The organism is Sulfurirhabdus autotrophica (genome assembly GCF_004346685.1).
GTDB lineage: Bacteria > Pseudomonadota > Gammaproteobacteria > Burkholderiales > SMCO01 > Sulfurirhabdus > Sulfurirhabdus autotrophica.
In genome coordinates, this window is the sequence record NZ_SMCO01000005.1 from 99,649 (window position 1) to 123,346 (window position 23,698).

A 23,698-nucleotide genomic window follows, 5' to 3' on the forward strand; every position below is an offset into this window, starting at 1 on the left:
CTGCTATTCGTTCCACAACCAGGCGGCACCGCGCACACCGCTTGAGTCACCATGTTTATTCTTTAATAATTTGGTATCAACTCGATCAGAAAATACATATTGGGGTAACAAGCGAGGCACATTATCAAATAATCGATCGATATTAGACATACCACCCCCGAGCACGATCACATCCGGGTCCAGAATATTAATGACTTGAGCGAGTGAACGCGCCAGCCGATCTTCGTATTGTTTAAGCGTTTGTTCGCACAAAGCGTCACCAGCCAACGCACGTTCAACTATCGTTTCAGAATTTAAATTTTTACCCGTCACAATCAAGTGCTGTCTGGCCATTCCCGGCCCGGATAGAAACGTTTCGATACACCCTTGCTTGCCACAATAGCAATCCGCTCCAGGCAACTCTGTTTCGTTCGGCCAAGGCAGAGGGTTATGCCCCCATTCCCCGGCTATCGCATTGGGGCCAGTCAGAACATGGCCATTCACCACTACACCCCCACCCGTACCAGTACCAATGATGACGCCAAACACCACTGACTCTCCCTCCCCGGCACCATCAGTGGCCTCAGAAAGTGCAAAACAATTGGCATCATTACTGATACGCACAGGGCGCGCTAACAAAGTTTCCAGATCTTTGAGCAAAGGCTTTCCGTTCAGATGCACCGAATTGGAATTTTTCAGCATTCCAGTGGATTTTGAAATAGCGCCCGGCGTACCGATACCCACAGTAACCGGCAGTTCAAACTCCCTTTCAGCTGACTGCACCAAGCCCAAAATAGCTTGCAATGTCGCCGCATAATCTCCTTGAGGCGTAGAGACACGTCGACGCAATAACTCACTGCCGTCTGAATCCAGCGCTATGATTTCAATTTTCGTTCCGCCGAGATCAATGCCCAGCCTGATTGGAATAGATTTTAATGACATTCAGCAATATTACACTGCTTGCAGAAGTTGCAAAACGCCCATTTCAAGTTCATTATTCGTGGTTTTTTCAATGGTATTACCAACATGACAAAAGATACTGAAGTCATGCGCGCAGCTTTGAACGGTGAAACTGCCCGCATTGCTTGGAGTGAACTCCAAACCCTCTTTGCAAGAGGCTTGGTAGTGCAGGTTGATGCTTCCCTTGATTTACTTGATGTCGCCGTGAAGATGGCACTGGATGACAAAATTGCCATAGCATCCTGGATGGAAAATAAACAGGTTGGTAAAGTCAGCGATGATACTGCACAGGCTTGGTTTGAACGTAACCCGGAATTATGGAGCGTAGTTATCGCTCCATGGGTGCTGGTTCAGGAAAAAACATATTAAAACCAAAAAACTGCCCATTGCTGTTCTTAGCCAAATTCAGGGGTTTCATATAGCACTAGATTTATCTGTCTGTTAAACCATAATGATGTAAGGTTACAGAGAGGTCAGCCATGTTGCGTACCCGGCTTGTATTCATATTATTTCTATTTTTTTCTGCTCTGTCGTTTTCCGCGATGTCAGAGGTCATTGAAACTGCGCCTGCTCCACAAACAACCATCAGCACACCGCCACCCATCACACCACCCTCTGCACCAGAACAGGCAACCCCTGTTCCTTTCACGGCAAGCAGAGGGCAGCTTTTGTACGAACTCCAGTGTGTATCATGCCATGAAAGCATGCTACACATTCGCAGCAATCGCCGAGTTACTTCACTCAGCGAATTACGGAGGCAAGTTGAGCATTGGTCAGACGTTTTGAAACCCACATGGTCAGTTGAAGACATTGACGATGTCACACGTTATCTCAATACGCGTTTTTACAAACTGGAAATAAAATAGTTTCTCAGCAACCTTTTACTGAACCAGAGTGAATAACTATTTCCCCTTGCATGGCTATCACTCCCTGAATTTTATTCAAGACTAATATTGGGGTGGTTGTATTTATGCTCTGCTCCAGGCATTAATTCAATTTTCGATTATAAATTTCACTATCACGACTTTTAAGGGGAATGCGATGGAAGCCTGCTACAAAGTAGTAGTCAGATTCAAAGAACAAACAGAAACTGAGCTACCTACGAGCATTACCTATGAAGTGATGGCCAAAGACCCCGCAGAAGCAGAAGACTTGGCGATTAAACTACATAGGAAAGAATGGGAAAAAACACATACTTTTGATTGCATCAAAACAGTGTTTCCCTGTGCCGGGTAAATGAGCGGCGAGGTGCTGTAAGTAAACCAACCCACAGCTTCAGCCTACTCAAATGACTCGTATCGTACAGCTTTTATTTCCAGATGCTGGTCACCACCAGGCGTTTTAACCATCACCTCGTCTCCCTCCCTGGATTTCAACAACGCCTTAGCCATAGGAGATATCCAGCTGATATGTCCGCGACTGGTATCGGTTTCGTCTACTCCGACAATCCGAAAAACATGTTCTGCGCCATTTTCATCTTCTACTACAACCGTTGCACCAAAGAAAACCTGATCGCAATCTTCACGAGATGCGGGATCGACAATCTCGGCTGCTTCCATGCGTTTGGTCAAAAACCGAATACGCTTATCGATTTCTCGCAACCTTTTTTTTCCATAGATATAGTCAGCATTTTCTGAACGATCGCCATTGGATGCGGCCCAAGCAATCACTTTAGTGAGTTCTGGCCTCTCGTCATTTAATAAATGAAGCGCTTCGTTCTTTAAACAGGCATACCCATGGGGTGTAATATAATTTTTATGGACTGCCGGAGTTGGCTGCACTTCTTCAAGCTCATCTTCTGGCAAATCATCCGACTCTTTAATAAACGCTTTGTTCATGCCTTACCTTGCAATACTGTCTTTAATGACCAAATTTTAAACCAGAAGTTCATAGGGAGTGCAATTTCAGATGGATTGCGATATCAGAAGCAGAATGGGTTGTCAAACTTGCACACAGCTATTTTATGACTCAGGAGATTCTAAATGACTGAATTTACTTGAATCCCCTTTATGTCAACATGTTTATAATTTTGTTATTTATCATCATGTTGCACATTGCCCTAAAACCAAGCAATTTAGAAAAACATCAATTGCGTCAGTCATATTACACAATAGCTACCAAAGAATACACAGAGTTATCCACAGGTTTTGTGGAAAAGATTAATTTTGTTTGATAGACAAATGACTTAGCGAAAAAAATCAAATCAGCACAACACTTAATTTACAACTATAGCCGATATTTTATTAATTCAAAATAAAAAAGACAGTCGTCCGCAAACGCTGTCTTTTTAAACCATCACGAACATTAAGCCAAGCTAGAAATGCATCTGTTCATTAAATACTTAGCCACCATCGCTTCATTAAAATGGCAAATTACATTTAATCAAGACAACACAACACTAAAAAAACTGATATAAGCCCATACAATTAATCCGACTACGATAGTTAATGGCAAATTCTCTTTAGAAAAAAGCAAATTCATTTTTCACTCCTCATAAAGTTAAAATGTAAAATCAAATCATTTTTCGATCACAATTCGTAAAGCCAAAGAGCTCAATCACGAATTAAGGATAATTTTATCCTTTTATTAATTATCTGTAAAGAGTGGATTGTTAAACCGCTAATAAAATGATTAGCCAAGGAATTTTAAATGCAACCCGACTATTGGGAACAAGCCATAAACGCTATTTCAGTACGCGACCCAGTACTGAAAAATTTAATTCACGCCTATTCCGGATCTATCTTAAACAGCAGAGGCGATGCTTTTTCAACACTGGCAAGATCCATCGTCGGCCAGCAAATCTCTGTCAAAGCGGCTGAAAGTGTTTGGCAAAAACTCCTATCCCATGTTCAGATAACCTCCCCCATCAGCATTCATAACGCCGAACCCAATGCGCTCAGAGCATGTGGCTTATCTTCCAGAAAAGTCAGCTACCTGAAAGATTTATCCCGCAGCTTCATGAGCGGAGAACTCAATCCTGAAAAACTGGTTACCCTAGAAGATGATCTGCTGGTTGTTGAGCTAGTCAAAGTGAATGGTATTGGCCGATGGACAGCCGAAATGTTCATGATTTTCTTTTTGATGCGTCCAAACGTACTTCCACTTGACGATATCGGATTGCAACGTGCCATGTCACAGCTTTACAATCAGAAACAACCCTTGACCAAACAGGAAATGCGGAAAATTGCTCAAAGCTGGGAACCCTGGCGATCCGTTGCCACTTGGTATTTATGGCGAAGTCTTGACCCGGTTCCAGTCGAATACTAGTAGCCTTTCAGGTTATCGATATTCATGAGCATTTTACTAAAATTACTTTATTTATCGTAAAGTTATGTTATATTGGACATAAGTATTTTGCAGGAGGTGGTTCCCATGGACAACTCAACTATTTCAAACGCTTCAAGTTTGCTATTTGATCAAGCAACCGCTACAGATTCAGGTACGGCCGTCTTGAAAAAAGCATTTGCCATGCAAGCTCAAAATGCCACTGCATTGACCAACCCACCCCCCCAAGCAGAAAAAAATACAGCTGCCAATTTGCCTCCCCATCTTGGGCAAACAATCAATACAACGGCCTGAATCTGTATAGCTACCTTTCAGGTAACTATACATTTTTTCACCTAATCCTCTGCAGCTTTCAGTCGATAAGACTCAGTTCCAGTATCAACAAAACCCAAATTAAACAGATTCTGAAAACATAGTCTGCCAATCGCTACTTATCCAGCTCCTCAGCCCAGATGATTGCCTGCACATGAGCGTGATTCACTGTGTCCGCATCAAAATGGCAAGCCGCTGCATAATGTTCTATTAGCTGATCATTACCTTCTTCACATGCGGAAGCCAGCTCTAAAAACGGCGCATAGCCCCCTTTCCGGTTGACCAGCGCATCTACTACTTTTTCCGGCAGGTTCAAATGACTAATCGCTTGTTCCATTGGGACATTTAACAAGGCATCAAGCATCGAAAAGATGCCTACAATAAAAAGTCCTTCTACTTCTGAAGGCGCAAGCTTCATTTCCCCCAAAGACTCTATCAGCCGTGCTCGCACCATTGCATTTTTCAACAAGGGGTGACTACGCGCTTCAATTTTGCCGCTTGTAAACAGCAGCAGAGTCAGCCAGCGATACAATTGATCATAACCGAGTACTGCCAAAGCGTGCGCAATTGAACTAACTTTCTGCACCATGCCGCATCCTGGTGAATTAATGTATCTGAGCAATTTATAGGATAGTGAAACATCCAGCTTAAACACTTTTTCCAAGTCATGAATTTCAGCATGTTTAGTCACCATGTTAAGCAACTCAATCACTCGCAATCGATCATTATTCAGTCTTGGCGGCTTATTAGGCTGAAGTTTGGTGAAGTAATAACCCTGAAAAAAATCAAAAGACAAGCTGCGACAAGCGTCAAATACATCATCTGTTTCAACGTTTTTTGCAATTAATAGAGGAGAAACCTTTTCTCGCAGGCTTTTCATCTGTTCGCGCAGCGAAATAGCATCCATCCCGGACACGTCAATTCGTACATACTTGGCAAGACGGTAAAAAGGAGCAAATACGGGTGAATAAATAAAATCATCCACCGCAACCTGAAAGCCCGCGGTAATTAAATTTTTCATGCACAACAACTGATCTTCGATATGTTCCGGTGCAATTTTCAGTGCCAGCACCACCCCTCTGCTAGGTACTTCTTCCAGCAGCGCATCAGGTATACAGGCATATGACAACCCTGCAAAAACGGATTTTTGGCCGATTGAATGCGCCAATTCCATGCTGCCCAACCCTCGCAACAACATATCGTCATATAGACGTGAAATAGCCGTATTTTGTTGAAACGCCTGATTTGCATCTTTGTTGCGCAAGATCAGCTCATAACCCACAACATGCTGGTACTTATCCAAAACCGGTTGCCTGCCTAAAATTCGCTGGCGTAATTGCTGTCCGCCAGAGGATTTTCCGTGGGTATCTATTTCCAGCACACTGGTTACAATCGTATCAGCTGTATTTTTATGGGTATCGACAACCCTGTCAGCCTGTGTGGAAGGCTGGTTAGAGACCGGTTTCTCCGCGTCGATTAATAACCCTTCAAGGTGGCTTTCTTCCTCCTCATGGTCAATCGACTGCTTAACAGATGTTGATTTCTTTCCCTTGCGGAAATTCATCAATTTTGAAAACATTTACCTTTCCCGGAGATTGTGCGAACCCACAAGTTAATATTTGGAACAGAAACACTAAACAAGCTTGCTCCTGAAGGGATATAATCTATCATTAGATAACGATTATATGGCTATCTTCTCAGCTTATCCATTCAATAGCGCTAATATTGACTACCTTTTTGTTTAATTTGGAGATTTAATTTATGTACGGATTCAGCACCCAACTCAACATGCCATTTGACGCTGCAGTAGAAAAAACCATCGATGCTTTAAAGACTGAAGGCTTTGGTGTACTGACTGACATCGATGTAAAAGCCACTTTAAAAACAAAGCTTAACATTGACAAACGCCCCTACCGCATTCTTGGTGCCTGCAATCCCCCTTTAGCTAATCGCGCAATTGATGCTGAAGCAGACATTGGCCTACTGTTGCCTTGTAACGTAGTAGTGCGTGAAGAAGCGGACGGAAAAATCACGGTTTCTTTCCTGGACCCTGATGTAATGGTGCAACTGATCGACAACCCTGAGATCCTGGCAGTTGCAAAAGATGCAAAAGCTCGTCTTATGCGTGTTAAAGACAGCATCAGCGCTTAATCGGGTTTAAAAGGGAACATAGAGATGTACGGGTGGGATCATGGTGGCTGGATGTTTGGTGGCAGCGGCGGCTGGATGTTTTTTGGCTGGCTGTGGATGGCACTGGTCTGGCTGATCCCGGTCCTGCTACTCTTTGCGCTTGTCAAATATCTGTTTAGCGTCAGGCCTGGCAACGAAAATAAGTCTTTAGACCGGACTGCATTGAACATACTGGATGAAAAGTATGCTCGTGGAGAACTCACTCGCGAGGAATACCTGCAAAAACGAAACGATCTAAAAATGCCCTGAAACTTACAAGGGTAATTGTACGGCTGGAAATCATAGGTAATTGCCAGCAGTCAATATGTGCAAAAGCCATACTGGCCCTGTATTTCTGATAACTTTGTATCACTGCAATTCAATGATCGTATTTCTCAGCTTCTTGCGAAAACTCATTACACGCTGGTTACGTATTTCTTGGTTCACGTTACAATGGCAGTATGATTCCGTGGCTTGACACACAAACCCCATTCCCCCCTGTTGCGCTTGCACTAAGCGATCCTAATGGCCTTCTCGCTGCAGGTGCGAATTTATCGCCAGAGCGATTGATCGAAGCATACAAACAGGGGATATTCCCCTGGTTCAACGAAGGTGATCCCATTTTGTGGTGGAGTCCTGACCCACGTATGGTGCTGTTCCCGGACGAACTCAAAATTTCCCGCTCACTTCGCAAAACCTTAAAGAAACAACCTTACGAAATTCGTGTCGATACGGCTTTCAAGGAAGTCATGCAAGGCTGCGCAGCACCGCGAAACGCTCAGGCTGGCACATGGATAAGCCCGCGTATGATCGCAGCTTATACACGCCTCCATGAACTTGGCATTGCACATTCTGTCGAAGCATGGAGTGATGATCAATTAGTCGGGGGGCTGTACGGCATGGCAATTGGCAAAATGTTTTATGGCGAATCCATGTTTTCCCGGTTTACAGATGCTTCCAAAATTCCATTTGCACATCTGGTCAAACAATTAAAGCGCTGGGGATTCGGCATGATAGACTGCCAAATGAATACCCCTCACCTGGCTTCTCTGGGTGCACGTGAAATCTCGCGTGACGAATTTAGTCATAAGCTTTCCAACTTGATAGCTCAACCTGAAATTATTGGCTTCTGGCAGTTTGATCATGACTTATTTGAATGAATTTTCACTGCGTAATCTGCAGTTCTATATCACTTCACCTCATTCGTGCAGCTATCTTGAGGGTAAGCAAGCTCGCTCGCAAGTAGCGGTTCCCAATCATCTGATCGACACTCAGGTTTACAGTGAATTGATCAAGCTGGGTTTTCGTCGAAGCGGTTTATACACCTACCGCCCTCATTGCGATAAATGCCGGGCTTGCGTGCCAGTCCGGCTCATTGCTGATCAGTTTGTGCCTAATCGTACTCAAAGACGCACGGCAAAACGTTTAAAACATCTAACGGCAGAGTTTTGCAATCTTGAATTCAATGCTGAACATTACCAGCTCTATCGCAAATATCAAGCAAGCCGCCATGCAGGTGGGGGGATGGATCAGGATAATCGTGAACAGTTCACTAATTTTTTGCTGCAAAGCAATATAGACACGATGCTGGTTGCTTTCCGCGAAGCCGGGGAGCTCCGCATGGTTAGCCTGATTGACCGATTGGGCGATGGATTGTCTTCCGTTTACACATTCTTTGACCCCGATCTGACTCAGGCCAGTTTTGGTACTTACAATATTCTGTGGCAGGCTGAATTGTGCAATAAACTCGGCTTACCCTATGTTTACCTGGGATACTGGATTGCTGAAAGCCGAAAAATGTCCTACAAGATTAATTTTCAGCCACTGGAAGGATACAGAAATGGCGACTGGCATCTCCTCCCCCCGCAAACTTGAACCTCTGTGCGACAAAATCGGTCGTAAAAATGTTGAGGTGGTCATCCACGCGTTTTACGATAAGCTGCAGACAAATCATGAACTCGCGACATTTTTCAACAGAATAACGAACATCTCTGCCCACAAAGCGCATGCGTCTGATTTCTGGTGGATAGCGATGGGCGGAAAAACCGACAATCATTGTACATTCGACATGATTGGGCGACACAAACCACTGGGCTTGAGTCATGATTCCCTCTCCTTATGGCTTGCATTATTTCACGAAACGCTGCTACAACACTTACCGCAGGAACTAGCTGAAAAATGGTGTCAAATGGCACAGGGGATTGGTAAAAATCTCTTCCATAATATTGTCTGATACAGTTGTTTTTAAACATGAAACCAACTTTTCTTTACATCTGTTTTGATTTATGCCAATGTATCTTAATAAATAATCGTTTGCGCAATGCAAACCTGTACACCATAACCAGCCATTTATTTCACCTTTGTCGCTTAATTATGATGCTTAAATTGGTATAACCACATGCCCAATGCCTCAATCCTGATAGTAGAAGATGAATCACAAGTAGCTGAGCATCTGAAGCTTCAACTCACCGATTGTGGCTATCATGTTTTGGCTATAGCCAATAATGGAAAACAAGCTATTGAACTCGCTAAAGAATACTCGCCTGATCTCGTCCTGATGGACATTGTTTTGCCGGGAAAATTGGATGGTATCGAAACAGCCCTTACGATACTCAAGAACCTGGATGTCCCTGTTATTTATCTTACCGCTTATGCAGACGAAGCATTTTTTCAGCGGGCCAAAGTTACAAAACCCTATGCATACCTACTCAAACCCAGCTCGCTGCGGGAGATTCAGCTCACCATCGAAATTGCTTTGGAACGTCACAGAGAAGAAAAATACGCTAAAAACGCGTTAGCAGAATCGGTTGTATCTCACTCTATTGAACGTAGAAAAGCCAATCAGGAAACAATCAACCTACTTGAAAGAATTACCGATGCGTTTGTATCGCTTGACAACAACTGGCACTACACCTATGTCAATAAAAAAGCCGCCCAGATGTTCGGAAAGCAACAGAACGAGATGATCGGAAAACACATCTGGACGGAATTTCCGGACGGTGTCGACCAACCTTTTTACCACGCCTATCACGAAGCTGTTAAAACACAGATTCCAATCCAGTTGGAGGAATATTATGCCCCTTGGGGGGGCTGGTATGAAAATCGTGTTTATCCGTCACCAGAAGGTTTAAGCATTTTTTTTCAAGACATCACTACGCGAAAGCAAACTGAACAAAAATTACTGGAAAGCGAGCGCAAGTTTCGCTCGCTGGCTGAAAGTGCTGCTGTAGGTATTTTTATTTATCAAAACAATCAATTCAGATATGTGAACCCACGGGCGGAAACACTCAGTGGTTACACCCACAATGAATTATTACGTATTGGTTTTATGGATATCATCCACCCGGACTTCCAAAATGATATAAAAATGCGCATGATCAAGCGCATGCAAGGCTTAGAAGCCCATACCGCAGGTTATGAAACAAAAATCATCACTAAACAGGGCAATTCCAAGTGGCTATACATCACCACGGCCACCATCGAATATGAAGGAAAAATGGCTGGTCTCGGTACCGCTTATGACATTACCGAGCAAAAACAGGCAGAACAAGCATTACAGGAGAATGAACGATACAACAGAATGTTGTTCGAGAGCTCGCCCATCGGTTTAGCGTTATGCAAACTGGATGGCACTTTGGTAGATATCAACCAGGCTTTTGCAGACATTCTGGGGCGCAGCATCGAAGATACTTTGCGATTAACTTACTGGGCAATCACGCCAGAAAAATATGCGAATCAAGAACAAGAGCAACTGGTTTCACTCAATGAAACAGGCAAATATGGGCCTTATGAAAAAGAATACATTCACCAGGATGGTCATCTGGTGCCTGTTTTACTCTCCGGGTTATATGTCGAAAAAGGTGGGGAACGCTTCATCTGGTCCAGCGTTGAAAACATTACCAAACGAAAGCAGGCCGAAAATGCGCTTAATGAACTGAATATCAAACTGGAACAACGTGTTGCAGAACGCACTGCCGAGATTGAAACAGCTAATGCACTATTGCAGTTTTCAAAAGAAAGCATTCGCAAGTTAAATATCGAACTGACAAAGCGCGCTGAAGATCTGGAGGCATCCAATCAGGAAATGGAAGCTTTCAGTTATTCCGTTTCCCACGACCTGCGTGCACCTCTACGTGCTGTCCAGGGTTTTGCTCAAGCGTTACTGGAAGACTACGGCACAAAGCTTGATGCAACGGGGCAAGATTTTGCACAACGGATTATTGACGCCTCAAGCCGAATGGATTTATTGATTCAGGACTTGCTAGCATATAGCCGCCTGAGTCGCATTGAGCTTATTGCAAAACCCATCGACCTCGTTAACGTTGTGGCTGAGGCCATCTCTCAGATACAAATTCAAATAAAAGAAAGCCACGCGCAGATTTCAGTGATCAAACCTATGCCTGCCGCATTTGGCAACCGGCAGACTTTAGTACAAGTCATCGCAAATCTACTGTCCAATGCAATCAAATTTGTTTCTCCCGGCACTTCCCCGCAAATACGAGTATGGGCAGAAACCCGCTACCCGAATATACGAATATGGATAGAAGACAACGGCATAGGGTTGCCCGCTGAACACATGGGACGTATTTTCCAGGTTTTTGAGCGACTTCATGGGATAGAAACCTACCCAGGCACTGGCATCGGGCTTGCCATCGTTAAAAAAGGAATGGAACGTATGGGGGGCTCATCTGGTGTAGAATCTGAAGTTGGTAAGGGTAGTCTTTTTTGGCTCGAGCTACCAATAAAGGAGGAAGCACAATGAATGTAGCCCTGCCAACCTTACTACTCGTAGAAGATGACCCTAACGATGTAATGCTTTTCCGCCGCGCCATGGATAAATCAAAAATGGCCAATCCACTCCAGTTAGCAAAGGATGGCGAAGAAGCTGTCGCCTATCTTTCCGGTGAAGGCCTTTACGCAGACCGGAATACATACCCTTTACCTGCGATTATGTTGCTGGACCTGAAATTACCCCGAAAGTCCGGCCTGGAAGTCCTGGAGTGGTTGCGTGATCAACCCGGCATTAATCGCTTGCCGGTGGTTGTCATGACCTCTTCCAAAGAAAGCACTGACGTCGGTCGCGCTTATGATCTCGGAGCCAATTCTTACCTGGTCAAGCCCGTTTCATTCGAAACCCTGCTGGAAATGGTTAAAGTGCTCGGACTATATTGGTTTATACTGAATGAAAAACCAGATATCTCATTGCGAACAATGGAATAGTTTCTTGGAAAAATCAAACCCCACTTTAAAATGTCTGCTGATCGACGACAATCCTGACGATCGAGCACTCGCCATTCGTGAATTGCAGCGTGAATTTGCAAATTTACAGACAGTGTCCGCTACAGATATGCAAAGCTTTCAACATCAGATAGCATTAAATGATCTCGACCTCATTATTACCGACTATCACCTCCAATGGAGTGACGGTTTAACCATTCTGCGAATGGTCAAAGAAACACTACCTAATTGCCCAGTCATCATGTTTACAGGTACCGGCAGCGAAGAAATCGCTGTTGAAGCAATGAAAATTGGCCTTGATGATTATGTGCTAAAATCCCCCAAACATTATGCCTTGCTCACCTCCAGAGCGCGTTCCATACTGGAAAGCCGAAATCAAAAAACCCTATTGAAAATTGCTAAAAACGAGTTAATGGAAAGTGAAACTCAACTCCGAACAATTATTGAATCAGAACCGGAGTGTGTCAAAATCATTGGGTCAAATGGCCGTCTTAAATTCATGAATGCCTCCGGCTTAGCCATGATCGATGCCGACTCTCTGGCACAAGTTGTCGGTCAACGTATGGATTCCCTGATCCTGCCAGAATACCAGAAGGCATTTAACGACTTAACCAAACGCGTTCTTGAGGGGCATAAAGGGCTGCTTGAATTTGAAATAACTGGATTGAAAGGTCGGCATCGATGGTTGGAAACCCATGCTGCGCCTCTTGTCAGCCCAACAACAGGCAACACTTCACTACTGGCTATCACGCGTGATATTACAGAGCAAAAACTGGCAAAAAGCTCGCAAGAAAGACTGAATTCAATCATTAATAGTACGACAGACTTTATCGGTCTTGCAGACAATTCGGGGCATATGCTTTATTGGAATCAGGCTGGCCGTGATGTATTGGGTATCAGTGCTGATCAAGATATCTCTCAAACCAGCATTACAGATATACTCCCGTCATGGGCTGCAGAGATAGTGCTTAAGACCGGCATCCCAACTGCTTCAACAGAAGGCGCCTGGAGCGGCGAATATGCCATATTTGATAAAAAGGGCACAGAGATACCCGTATCTTCCGTCATCATCGGACACAAAAAAATAGATGGCTCCATTGATTACTTTTCCGCCATCATGCGGGACATCAGCGAACGCACTCAACACAAAGCCATGCTGGACTATCTGGCAAACCATGACACACTGACAGGATTACCTAATCGCGCACTGTTTGTTGAACACATTAAACAGGAACTCCTTGACACAACAAACAGCAGCAAACTGATGGCGGTGATATTCATTAATCTTGGACGTTTCAAAGCTATTAACGATGCACTTGGACATGACATTGGGGACCGTTTGCTACAGGTTGTAGCAGAGCGACTAAACATGAATTTGCGTCATGTTGACAGTATAGGCCGCATCGGCGGTGATGAATTTGCATTGGTATTACCTTTTATTGATCGCGCCTCAGAAATTACAGGGATGGCTGAAAAATTTCTGCACCTGTTTGACCATGCTTTTGTCATTGAAAATCACGAGCTCTTCCTGAATGTAAATATTGGTATTGCTTTGTACCCTAATGATGCAGATAAAGCAGAAGATCTGATACAACAAGCTGCAATTGCAATGGGCCGAGCAAAAGAACTGGGTATAAAGAATTCATATCAATTTTTTTCTCCCGAAATGAATGCATCCGCCATGCAACGGTTATCACTGGACAATGCACTGCATCATGCGCTGGAAAGAAATGAATTCCTGCTTTTTTATCAGCCTCAAATAGATATCAGCAAGGGAACCATTGTCGGCATGGAAGCACTCATTCGATGGCAGCACCCGGAACATGGTTTGATTTCCCCGCTCAATTTTATTCCCCTGGCTGAAGAAACCGGATTGATTATTGAAATAGGCGAATGGGTAGTGCGTACCGCCTGCCTGCAAAATAAAGCCTGGCAAGATATGGGGTTACCCCATGTTCAGGTATCCGTCAATCTATCCGGCTTTCAGTTCACGCCAAATCTGGCACCCAGCATTTTGGCAATTCTGAAAGAATCTCGTCTCGATCCTCGCTATCTTGAGTTGGAAATCACTGAAAGCACTTTGATGCAGAATACAGAAGCTACACTGTCTACAATCAAACTGTTAAATGACGCTGGACTGAACTTTGCTATCGATGATTTTGGTACAGGATATTCAAGCTTGAGCTACCTGAAACGTTTTCCTATCAGCACTTTGAAGATAGATCAATCATTTGTGCGTGATGTCACTACAGATCCCAGCGATGCCGCCCTCACAGGAGCGATCATTGCAATGGCACACAGTTTAAATATTAATATTATTGCGGAAGGTGTTGAAACAATAGAGCAAATAGATTTTTTAACCAGACACCATTGCAATACAATGCAAGGTTACTATTTCAGCAAACCATTACCTGCCGAGCAATTTTCACGTTTACTGGCCGAAGGCATTTCGCAAAAACAAATTCATACCCACTAAGACCTTAATCTTGTAAACACCGATTAAGCTAACTAAATATCAAAGTTTTTTGATCTCAAATTCGTCTACGCATACAATATGGTAAATGGCAGGAGCCGGAACTCACTTTGGTAACGCATCATATATTGGTGTTTTGCCCAACCAGTTACCACGCCGGATCTTCAATACGTTCAATTCCAGAAAAAAATAAATGTAAATGCGACAATATCTCGACTTAATGCAACATGTGCTTTCTAACGGTCACATAAAAAGCGACCGAACTGGTACAGGAACAGTCAGCGTTTTTGGTTACCAGATGCGCTACGACCTGGCTCAAGGATTTCCACTGGTCACCACCAAAAAATGCCACTTACGTTCAATCATTCATGAATTGTTATGGTTTTTGAAGGGCGATACCAACATCCAGTATCTGAAAGACAACAAAGTCACCATTTGGGACGAATGGGCTGACGATAAGGGTGACTTAGGCCCGGTTTATGGGTATCAATGGCGTTCATGGCCTACACCGGATGGCCGCCACATTGATCAGATATCGCAAGTCATAGAGCAAATTAAAAGCACACCGGACTCTCGCCGCCTGATTGTTTCCGCCTGGAATGTCGGAGAAATCGAGAAAATGAAATTGCCGCCGTGCCACGCTTTTTTCCAGTTCTATGTGGCTGATGGCAAGCTTTCTTGTCAGTTGTATCAGCGCAGTGCCGATATTTTTCTGGGCGTACCTTTCAATATTGCTTCTTACGCATTACTGACCATGATGGTGGCACAAGTATGCAACCTCAAACTGGGAGATTTTGTGCATACACTGGGAGATGCGCATTTGTATATGAACCATATGAATCAGACCCGCGAGCAGCTCTCCCGGGAACTACGCCCTTTGCCTTCAATGAAGCTTAACCCTGAAGTCAAAAACATTTTCGACTTTAAATTTGAAGACTTTACGCTTGTAGGTTATGACCCTCATCCAGCCATTAAAGCACCCGTAGCCGTATGAGCAAACCACGCATATCCATTATCGCTGCCTTGGCGAAAAATCGCACCATAGGCATAAATAACTCACTGCCATGGCGAATTCCCGGTGAGTTGAAGTACTTTAAAACAGTTACCATGGGTCACCATATTCTCATGGGGCGCAAAACGTTTGAATCCATCGGAAAGCCGCTACCTGGCCGCACTACTGTTATCATCACCCGCAACACGGCTTACCGTATTCCAGATTGCATCGTAACGAACACCCTTGATGCTGCCATTGCGGCAGGTGAGGAAGATGACGAAATTTTCTTTGTAGGCGGTGCAGAATTGTATGCTCAAGCGCTCCCGCTTGCAGATCGCTTATACCTCACCGAAATCCAGAAAGAATTTGCAGGGGATGCGCATTTCCCCTCATTTGACATCAACCAGTGGCATGAAATAAAACGTGAGAAACATTTACCCACCGAACCCGATGGGCTTGAGTATCATTTTGTTATATACGAAAGAAACAAACTTTAAATTCAATTTGCAACCAAGGGAGTCACGATGAAAAGCAACCGATTGCAACAGTGCCTGTTTGCGCTATTAACCTTAACAATGTCCACTTTTGCTGTCGCAAGCAATACCGAACTGACATGGTATGGCCATGCCGCTTTCAAAATCAAAACACCGTCAGGCAAAACGATTTTGATTGACCCATGGATTACCAACCCAGCAAACAAAAACGGCAAAGATGATCTTGCAAAAATTGACAAAGCCGACCTGATCCTCGTTACCCACGGTCATTCTGATCATGTGGGCAACAGTGCGGAAATTGCGAAAAAGACCGGTGCCAAACTGGTGACCACATTTGACCTGGGCAAAGCCTTAACCCAATACGGCGGATACCCTAAAGAACAAATGGGATTTGATACTCAGGGCAATTTTGGCGGCGAACTCACATTACTGGATGGCGAAGTAAAAATTGCCTTTATCCCGGCCGTGCACAGTTCCAGCGTTGTTGCACCTGAAGGCAGCGCCGATAAAGATTTACATGATGGCGGCAATCCTGGCGGATTCCTGATTACCATCAAAGGTGGCCCAAGCATTTACCATACCGGTGATACCGATGTATTTGGCGATATGGCTTTGATTCCTCAGTTTCACAAAGTAGACATCATGCTGGCCTGCATTGGTGACCATTTTACAATGGGCCCAGATCGTGCAGCAGAAGCCGCAAAATTGGTAAAGCCAGGCATGATTATCCCTATGCATTTTGGCACCTTCCCCGTATTGACAGGCACCCCGGACGCATTATCCAGCGCGCTCAAGAAACGTGGTGTAAGAAGCAAGCTGCGAACCATGAACATCGGTGAAACTATCAAGTTATAGCAGAAAACAAGAAAGCATAATGAAAAAATTCCGCCAGTTAATACTTGTAGCCTTGCTTCCCCTGACCGGATGCAGTTCAACAGCCCTCCTGCTTGCTGGCGGGGCGGGTGTATTATTTTATGCAAAAGATGGCATAGTCTGGCGAACAGACAGCGAGCAGCTAAACAAAGAAACGTTTCGTATTACTGTTCGAAAAAACACCTTTCCTTATAACAATGGTGAAGGAGAGGCTGCAATCATATTTAAGCGGCGTGCTGAAGATATTACCTACGAACACGAATGTAACAGTTACACCACCCTCTCATACACAGAATCCCTGGATTCAACCTCGCTTGTTAACCAGCGCATTTATGAAGGGGTAATCCGGTGTAACAAACCGCCACAGCAAAGCGCCCAAACTTTACCCTAGCCCCACGTAACGCATCTTGATTTAGTTTTGATTTAACTTGGTTAAGTACCCAACTGACAATCAAATGGCAGGCAAAAAAAATGGTGGAATTCTCCACCATTTTTTTACAATCTAACAATCTTTCCCTATTAATCCTGTCTGACACAATCCACATAATAACGTTTCTTGCCATTCATGCCTTCCTGAACCAGACCGTGAATATCCGTTTCGAAACCAGGAAATTGCTCATTAAAGTTACGGGCAAACTTGAGATAACGAACGATCGTCTCATTAAAACGTTCGCCAGGAATCAACAGTGGAATACCCGGAGGATAGGGCGTTAACAATACGCTGGTTACTCGTCCGGTCAAATCATCTATCTCAACACGATCAATTTCACGGTGAGCCATGCGAGAAAACGCGTCTGTCGGCTTCATCGCCGGCACCATATCAGACAAATACATCTCGGTGGTTAATCGGGCAATATCATTAGTTTTGTAAATATCGTGGATACTGTCGCTTAACTCTTTCAATCCTACACGTTCATAGCGAGGATGTTTAGCCACAAAAGCAGGTAAAACCCGCCATAGCGGCTGATTTCGATCATAATCATCCTTGAACTGCTGCAGTGCAGTCAACATCGTATTCCAGCGGCCTTTGGTAATACCGATGGTAAACATGATGAAAAATGAATAAAGACCGGTTTTTTCTACAATCACACCATGCTCAGCCAGATATTTGGTAACAATAGCTGCCGGAATACCTGAATCAGCAAAATCCCCATCTACATCCAGACCTGGTGTGATAACAGTCGATTTAATCGGGTCCAGCATATTGAATCCGGGGGCAAGCTTACCAAATCCATGCCAACGATCACCCTCGTGTAACATCCAGTCATCCCGCTCTCCAATACCCTCTTCGGAGAGATGGTCAGGACCCCATACTTTAAACCACCAGGAACCATCAAACTCTGCTTCTACCTTGCGCATGGCTCGGCGGAAGTTCAGTGCTTCCAGAATAGACTCTTCCACCAAGGCGGTACCGCCAGGGGGTTCCATCATGGCTGCGGCCACATCGCAAGACGCAATAATCGCGTATTGCGGGCTGGTAGAGGTATGCATCAGGAAAGCTTCGTTGAAAACATCTCTGTCAAACTGCATGGTTTCAGAGTCTTGCACCAGAATTTGAGAAGCTTGAGATAATCCTGCAAGCATCTTGTGGGTAGACTGTGTCGCAAAAATTGTGGATTCTTTAGTACGCGGACGATCCTTTCCAATCGCGTGCATATTTTTATAATAGTCATGGAATGTGGCATGGGGTAACCAGGCTTCATCAAAATGCAGCGTGTCTATCTTGCCATCCAGCATTTCCTTCAGTGTTTCCACGTTATACAGCACGCCATCATAAGTACTTTGGGTAATGGTCAATACTCGTGGCGGGCGCGTGCAATCACGGGCGAAAGGGTTGGCTGCAATTTTCTTCTGAATGTTTTCCCACTTGAATTCATCCAGAGATATTGGCCCGATAATGCCGTAATGATTCCGTGTAGGCGTCAGGAAAACAGGTACTGCACCTGTCATAATGATCGCGTGCAAAATGGATTTATGGCAGTTACGGTCAACCACCACGATATCGCCGGGTGCCACCGTAGAATGCCAGACTATTTTGTTGGACGTGGAAGTACCATTGGTAACAAAATACAAATGGTCCGCATTGAAAATACGGGCAGCATTTCGCTCACTGGCTGCAACCGGGCCGGTATGATCCAGCAACTGACCCAGTTCATCCACAGCATTACATACGTCTGCGCGTAACATGTTTTCACCAAAAAACTGGTGAAACATTTGCCCGACCGGGCTTTTCAAAAATGCTACACCGCCTGAATGACCAGGACAATGCCAGGAATAAGATCCGTCAGCTGCATAATGAGTCAACGCTCTGAAGAAAGGGGGCGCCAGTGAATCCAGATACGTCTTGGCTTCTCTTACCACGTATCGTGCAATGAACTCAGGCGTATCTTCAAACATGTGAATGAAGCCATGCAACTCTTTCAATACATCATTGGGGATATGGCGTGAAGTTCGCGTCTCACCATACAAAAAGATAGGAATTTCAGCGTTACGAAAACGAATTTCTTCCACGAAGGCACGAATTTGCGCGACCGCCTGCTCAGCAAGTTCGGGGGTTGAAAACTCCTCATCGTCTATCGATAGTATAAACGTGGAAGCCCGACTCTGCTGCTGCGCAAACGAAGTCAAGTCGCCGTAACTGGTGGCGCCCAAAATTTCCATACCTTCGTCTTCGAGCGCTTTGGCCAACACACGAATACCAATTCCGCTTGCATTTTCGGAGCGGAAGTCCTCATCGATAATCACGACGGGAAAACGAAATTTCATGCCTTATTCCTATTCAACTTTGTATTATTCAACTTCATGCAATAACGCGACAAAAGTTCATTAGCCATCACATTACACGCTTTATATCAGCACTCAATACATTTTACATCTTTGGCAATGTTACGCCGTGCTGCCCCTGATATTTACCGCCCCTATCTTTATAGGAGGTTTCGCATACTTCATCCGACTCAAAGAACAACACTTGTGCAACGCCTTCATTTGCGTAAATCTTTGCAGGCAAAGGCGTGGTATTGGAAAACTCCAATGTCACATAACCTTCCCACTCAGGTTCAAAGGGTGTCACGTTTACAATAATGCCACAACGTGCGTAGGTAGACTTACCCAGGCAAATTGTCAGCACACTACGCGGTATACGGAAATATTCCACCGTACGCGCTAACGCGAAAGAGTTAGGGGGAATAATGCAGTAATCTGCCACTACTTCGACAAACGAATTCGGGTCGAAGTTCTTTGGGTCAACAATTGTACTGTTGATATTCGTGAAAAGCTTAAATTCATTCGAACAGCGAATATCATAACCATAACTGGACGTACCATATGAAACGATTCGGCGACCGTCCACTTCCTTGACCTGGTTGGGCTCAAATGGGTCAATCATGCCATCACTTGCCGCCATGCGGCGTATCCATTTATCCGATTTAATACTCATAGCGCCTGCTTCAATAGAATACGGGGGATAAGCTACGGATTTGATTACTCATTATCCATAACCTATCCCCCGTAAAGATTATTACGAGTTCTGAATCACAATATTCGGGAACTTGTTACTGTGATCAACTGATTGTTCACCAATTTTCACTGCCACACGACGAGCGATTTCTCGGTAAATTTCACTGATGCGGCTTTCAGGGTTAGCCACAACCGTCGGCTTGCCTGAATCTGTCTGCTCACGGATCTGAATATCCAGCGGCAACGCACCCAAAAATTCCACATCGTAGTCTTTACACATCTTCGCACCGCCACCTTCACCAAAAATGTGCTCTTCATTACCGCACTTGGAACAGATATGGATGCTCATGTTTTCAACGATACCAACAATAGGGATACCGACTTTTTCAAACATTTTTAGTCCCTTACGGGCATCCAGCAACGCGATATCCTGCGGTGTGGTCACAATCACGGCACCGGTAACAGGCACACGCTGAGCCAGCGTCAGCTGAATATCACCGGTACCAGGAGGCAAGTCCACAACCAGATAGTCAAGATCACGCCATTTGGTGTCGTTCAGCAATTGCTCCAGCGCCTGGGTAACCATAGGACCACGCCAAACCATCGGGGTTTCAACATCGATCAGATAACCGATGGACATGGATTGAATACCATGGCCTTCCATAGGCTCAAGGCTTTTGCCATCTTTGGACTCTGGACGGCCTTCAATGCCCAGCATGGTAGGCTGGGAAGGACCATAAATGTCCGCATCCAGAATACCCACGCTTGCGCCTTCAGCAGCCAGCGCCAAAGCCAGGTTAACAGCAGTCGTGGATTTACCCACGCCACCCTTGCCGGAGGCAACGGCAATCACGTTTTTCACGCCAGGAACCAGCTTTACGCCCTTCTGTACGCTATGTGAAACAATTTTGGAAGAAATATCCACAGCCACGCTACCAATACCTGCTATACCTTTCAGCTTGTCAGACACCTGTTTCTTGATGTCTTCCATGACGCTTTTCGCAGGGTAAGACAAAACGATATCCAGGGATACATTGTTGCCATCCACCTTAATATTGCGAGCGGACTTGCTGGAGATAAAATCTTTGTGTGTATTGGGATCAATGATCTCTTTCAAAGCTGTTTGAACTTGTAGTTCGGAAATTGCCATACCAAAAACTCCTTAACCCATAAAACAGAAATCAAATATGCTAGTTTAAACAATATTTAGGCATACGCATACTGTTTGTTTATGCGCATCCTACCTTGACTTTATCCCTATTTATATCATGGATTTGTGACAGAACACCGTACACTCGTTGTACGAAGAATGTTACATGTCTTTTAGGTTTGGCAGGGATTGCGCTAAAATAGATGTTTTTCCAAATGACCAAGCACCCATGACACGCAAAATTCTGGTTACTTCAGCACTGCCCTACGCCAACGGCAGCATCCACCTAGGCCATCTGGTTGAATATATCCAGACTGATATATGGGTACGTTTCCAGAAAATGCAAGGGCATGAATGCCATTATGTCTGCGCGGATGACACCCACGGCACCCCCATCATGCTCCGTGCCCAGGCCGAAAACATCACCCCTGAAGCCTTGATTGATCGCGTACATGGCGAACACCTGGGAGATTTCACCGGCTTTCATATCAACTTTGACAGCTACTACTCGACCAATTCAGATGAAAACCACGAATTGGCTCAAGGCATTTATCGTAAGCTGCGTGAAGCTGATCTGATCGAAGTGCGCACAATCGAACAGTTGTACGATCCACAGAAGAATATGTTTCTGCCAGACCGATTTATTAAAGGTGAATGCCCGAAATGCCATGCCAAGGATCAATATGGTGATTCCTGCGAATCCTGTGGGACCACTTATTCCCCTACGGATTTAATCAATCCTTATTCAGCCGTGTCTGGTGCTACGCCAATCAAAAAAGAATCCGAACATTATTTCTTTAAGCTGGGTGCTTGCGAAGCATTCCTGAAAGAATGGACCCGTGCTGGGCATTTGCAGGAAGAAGCTGCCAACAAAATGTCAGAATGGTTTGGCGCCGGCTTGCAGAATTGGGATATTTCACGCGATGCTCCCTATTTCGGTTTCGAAATTCCTGATGCACCGGGCAAGTATTTCTACGTCTGGCTAGACGCCCCTGTAGGCTATATGGCCAGTTTCATGCATCTCGCCAAGAATACCGGTCTGAATTTCGATGATTTCTGGAAAGAAGGTGCAGACACCGAACTTTATCATTTTATCGGTAAAGACATTCTGTATTTCCATGCGCTGTTCTGGCCCGCCATGCTTAAATTTTCTGGCCACCGCACACCCACAAATATTTTCGCCCATGGTTTTCTGACAGTGAACGGACTCAAAATGTCCAAATCCCGCGGTACATTTATAACGGCTGACAGTTATTTAAAGCAGGGGTTGAACCCAGAGTGGCTGCGCTACTATTTTGCCGCCAAGCTGAATTCGACCATGGAAGATATTGACCTCAATCTGGAAGATTTTACCGCCAGGGTTAATAGCGATCTGGTTGGCAAATACATCAACATCGCCAGTCGATCTGCCGGATTTATTGCAAAACGATTTGATGGAAAACTGAGTTCTGCTGAAGAAAATCCAGCCATCAAAGAAATTCAGCTGGGAGCAGAATCCATTGCAACATCCTATGGCAACCGTGAATATGGCAAAGCATTGCGAGATATCATGTTGCTAACAGACAAAGCCAACCAGTTTGTCGATCAGGAAAAACCCTGGGAATTAGCCAAGCAGGAAGGACAGGAAGTCAGGCTACATCGTGTTTGCTCTGAAGCACTCAACATGTTCCGCTTGCTGACACTCTACTTGAAACCAGTTATCCCTCATCTAGCAGCACAAGTAGAAGCATTTTTAAAAATCGAACCCATGCAATGGCAGGATGCAAACACACTGCTACCGGATGGCCACACTATTAATGCCTATAAGCACCTGATGACACGTGTCGATTCCAAGCAAATTGATGCCATGCTGGAAGCGAACAAACAGAGCCTGCAAACATCTGCTAAAGCCGAGCCACAATCACCTGCACGGCATGCAGAAAAACAGCAGCATGATATTCCCGCTATTGCCGAAACCATCAGCATTGATGATTTCAGCAAAATTGATCTGCGCATTGCCAAAATTGTGCATGCAGAACATGTAGAAGGTGCAGAAAAGCTGTTAAAGCTGACCTTGGATATAGGCTCTGAGCAACGTACTGTATTTGCTGGTATCAAGTCAGCCTACGACCCAGAAAAATTGATCGGCAGACTTACTGTGATGGTTGCCAATCTTGCGCCACGCAAAATGAAATTCGGGCTTTCTGAAGGTATGGTACTGGCTGCAGGGGATGGAAATGGACTATATATTCTGGGACCGGATGATGGGGCACAACCCGGTATGCGGGTGAAGTAAAAAAAACGGCAGCCGAAGCTGCCGTTTTTTTACACAACAT

The 23,698-nt window shown here is 44.7% G+C and carries 24 protein-coding genes; 18 read left to right on the forward strand and 6 right to left on the reverse strand.

Annotated features, from left to right (window positions below; genetic code table 11):
* Nucleotides 1-3: 3 nt before the first annotated feature.
* Nucleotides 4-921: an ROK family protein gene (locus EDC63_RS07580; RefSeq protein WP_124945592.1), complete on the reverse strand. Its 918-nt coding sequence runs from the start codon at nt 919-921 to the stop codon at nt 4-6.
* Between the two features lie 84 nt (nt 922-1,005).
* Between EDC63_RS07580 and EDC63_RS07585 the strand changes: the two genes are divergently transcribed.
* The 3 genes from EDC63_RS07585 to EDC63_RS07595 all read left to right on the forward strand — a co-directional run bounded on the left by EDC63_RS07585 (nt 1,006) and on the right by EDC63_RS07595 (nt 2,175).
* Nucleotides 1,006-1,308 carry a DUF2288 domain-containing protein gene (locus tag EDC63_RS07585; protein ID WP_124945591.1) on the forward strand — a complete coding sequence of 101 codons (303 nt, stop codon included), beginning with the start codon at nt 1,006-1,008 and terminating at the stop codon, nt 1,306-1,308.
* Nucleotides 1,309-1,481: 173 nt separating this feature from the next.
* The gene (locus EDC63_RS07590) at nt 1,482-1,805 is read left to right on the forward strand and encodes a cytochrome C (protein ID WP_124945590.1); all 324 of its coding nucleotides are present in this window, start codon (nt 1,482-1,484) and stop codon (nt 1,803-1,805) included.
* Nucleotides 1,806-1,980: 175 nt separating this feature from the next.
* A complete protein-coding gene (locus EDC63_RS07595; RefSeq protein WP_124945589.1) occupies nt 1,981-2,175 on the forward strand; it encodes a hypothetical protein in 195 nt (64 codons plus the stop codon).
* A 44-nt stretch (nt 2,176-2,219) separates the two neighbouring features.
* On the opposite strand, the gene greB is transcribed toward EDC63_RS07595, so the two are convergent.
* Nucleotides 2,220-2,777 (reverse strand): transcription elongation factor GreB, encoded by a 558-nt coding sequence (gene greB / locus EDC63_RS07600; protein WP_124945588.1) that lies wholly within the window; start codon nt 2,775-2,777, stop codon nt 2,220-2,222.
* A gap of 811 nt (nt 2,778-3,588) precedes the next feature.
* Here greB and EDC63_RS07605 point away from each other — a divergent pair.
* On the forward strand, nt 3,589-4,206 hold the full coding sequence (locus EDC63_RS07605) for a DNA-3-methyladenine glycosylase family protein (protein WP_124945587.1): 618 nt from the start codon (nt 3,589-3,591) through the stop codon (nt 4,204-4,206).
* A 105-nt stretch (nt 4,207-4,311) separates the two neighbouring features.
* Nucleotides 4,312-4,518 (forward strand): YjfB family protein, encoded by a 207-nt coding sequence (locus tag EDC63_RS07610; RefSeq protein WP_124945586.1) that lies wholly within the window; start codon nt 4,312-4,314, stop codon nt 4,516-4,518.
* A 133-nt stretch (nt 4,519-4,651) separates the two neighbouring features.
* Here EDC63_RS07610 and EDC63_RS07615 read toward each other — a convergent pair whose 3' ends face one another.
* Complete coding sequence (locus tag EDC63_RS07615) at nt 4,652-6,115, reverse strand: EAL and HDOD domain-containing protein (protein ID WP_124945585.1); 1,464 nt, start codon at nt 6,113-6,115, stop codon at nt 4,652-4,654.
* 182 nt (nt 6,116-6,297) lie between these two features.
* On the opposite strand from EDC63_RS07615, the gene EDC63_RS07620 reads away from it, so the two are divergent.
* The 12 genes from EDC63_RS07620 (at nt 6,298) to EDC63_RS07675 (ending at nt 17,168) form a co-directional block, all read left to right on the forward strand.
* Nucleotides 6,298-6,687 carry a DUF302 domain-containing protein gene (locus EDC63_RS07620; RefSeq protein ID WP_124945584.1) on the forward strand — a complete coding sequence of 130 codons (390 nt, stop codon included), beginning with the start codon at nt 6,298-6,300 and terminating at the stop codon, nt 6,685-6,687.
* Between the two features lie 24 nt (nt 6,688-6,711).
* The gene (locus EDC63_RS07625; RefSeq protein ID WP_223248193.1) at nt 6,712-6,975 is read left to right on the forward strand and encodes an SHOCT domain-containing protein; all 264 of its coding nucleotides are present in this window, start codon (nt 6,712-6,714) and stop codon (nt 6,973-6,975) included.
* 191 nt (nt 6,976-7,166) lie between these two features.
* Nucleotides 7,167-7,865 carry a leucyl/phenylalanyl-tRNA--protein transferase gene (aat, locus tag EDC63_RS07630; protein ID WP_124945583.1) on the forward strand — a complete coding sequence of 233 codons (699 nt, stop codon included), beginning with the start codon at nt 7,167-7,169 and terminating at the stop codon, nt 7,863-7,865.
* Nucleotides 7,849-8,580 (forward strand): arginyltransferase, encoded by a 732-nt coding sequence (locus EDC63_RS07635; RefSeq protein ID WP_124945582.1) that lies wholly within the window; start codon nt 7,849-7,851, stop codon nt 8,578-8,580. Before aat ends, EDC63_RS07635 begins: the two co-directional genes overlap by 17 nt.
* On the forward strand, nt 8,546-8,938 hold the full coding sequence (locus EDC63_RS07640) for a group III truncated hemoglobin (RefSeq protein ID WP_124945581.1): 393 nt from the start codon (nt 8,546-8,548) through the stop codon (nt 8,936-8,938). Before EDC63_RS07635 ends, EDC63_RS07640 begins: the two co-directional genes overlap by 35 nt.
* A 165-nt stretch (nt 8,939-9,103) precedes the next feature.
* On the forward strand, nt 9,104-11,467 hold the full coding sequence (locus EDC63_RS07645; RefSeq protein WP_124945580.1) for a PAS domain S-box protein: 2,364 nt from the start codon (nt 9,104-9,106) through the stop codon (nt 11,465-11,467).
* The gene (locus tag EDC63_RS07650; RefSeq protein ID WP_124945579.1) at nt 11,464-11,925 is read left to right on the forward strand and encodes a response regulator; all 462 of its coding nucleotides are present in this window, start codon (nt 11,464-11,466) and stop codon (nt 11,923-11,925) included. Before EDC63_RS07645 ends, EDC63_RS07650 begins: the two co-directional genes overlap by 4 nt.
* 4 nt (nt 11,926-11,929) lie before the next feature.
* Entirely contained in the window at nt 11,930-14,419 is a 2,490-nt protein-coding gene (locus EDC63_RS07655; RefSeq protein ID WP_165922942.1) for an EAL domain-containing protein, read from the forward strand.
* 196 nt (nt 14,420-14,615) lie between these two features.
* Nucleotides 14,616-15,410, forward strand: coding sequence for a thymidylate synthase (locus tag EDC63_RS07660; RefSeq protein WP_124945577.1), 795 nt, complete (start codon nt 14,616-14,618; stop codon nt 15,408-15,410).
* Nucleotides 15,407-15,907, forward strand: a complete 501-nt coding sequence (locus EDC63_RS07665) for a dihydrofolate reductase (RefSeq protein ID WP_124945576.1) — start codon at nt 15,407-15,409, stop codon at nt 15,905-15,907. Before EDC63_RS07660 ends, EDC63_RS07665 begins: the two co-directional genes overlap by 4 nt.
* A 27-nt stretch (nt 15,908-15,934) precedes the next feature.
* Nucleotides 15,935-16,759, forward strand: coding sequence for a metal-dependent hydrolase (locus EDC63_RS07670; protein WP_124945575.1), 825 nt, complete (start codon nt 15,935-15,937; stop codon nt 16,757-16,759).
* Nucleotides 16,760-16,778: 19 nt separating this feature from the next.
* On the forward strand, nt 16,779-17,168 hold the full coding sequence (locus EDC63_RS07675) for a hypothetical protein (protein WP_124945574.1): 390 nt from the start codon (nt 16,779-16,781) through the stop codon (nt 17,166-17,168).
* Nucleotides 17,169-17,296: 128 nt separating this feature from the next.
* On the opposite strand, the gene EDC63_RS07680 is transcribed toward EDC63_RS07675, so the two are convergent.
* The 3 genes from EDC63_RS07680 to apbC form a co-directional block, all read right to left on the reverse strand.
* Nucleotides 17,297-19,543: an arginine/lysine/ornithine decarboxylase gene (locus tag EDC63_RS07680; protein WP_124945573.1), complete on the reverse strand. Its 2,247-nt coding sequence runs from the start codon at nt 19,541-19,543 to the stop codon at nt 17,297-17,299.
* A 103-nt stretch (nt 19,544-19,646) separates the two neighbouring features.
* The gene (gene dcd, locus EDC63_RS07685) at nt 19,647-20,213 is read right to left on the reverse strand and encodes a dCTP deaminase (RefSeq protein WP_124945572.1); all 567 of its coding nucleotides are present in this window, start codon (nt 20,211-20,213) and stop codon (nt 19,647-19,649) included.
* Nucleotides 20,214-20,294: 81 nt separating this feature from the next.
* Nucleotides 20,295-21,383 (reverse strand): iron-sulfur cluster carrier protein ApbC, encoded by a 1,089-nt coding sequence (gene apbC / locus EDC63_RS07690; RefSeq protein WP_124945571.1) that lies wholly within the window; start codon nt 21,381-21,383, stop codon nt 20,295-20,297.
* A gap of 229 nt (nt 21,384-21,612) precedes the next feature.
* Here apbC and metG point away from each other — a divergent pair, with 229 nt between their 5' ends.
* Entirely contained in the window at nt 21,613-23,658 is a 2,046-nt protein-coding gene (metG, locus tag EDC63_RS07695) for a methionine--tRNA ligase (protein ID WP_124945570.1), read from the forward strand.
* The last annotated feature ends 40 nt before the right edge of the window (nt 23,659-23,698 follow it).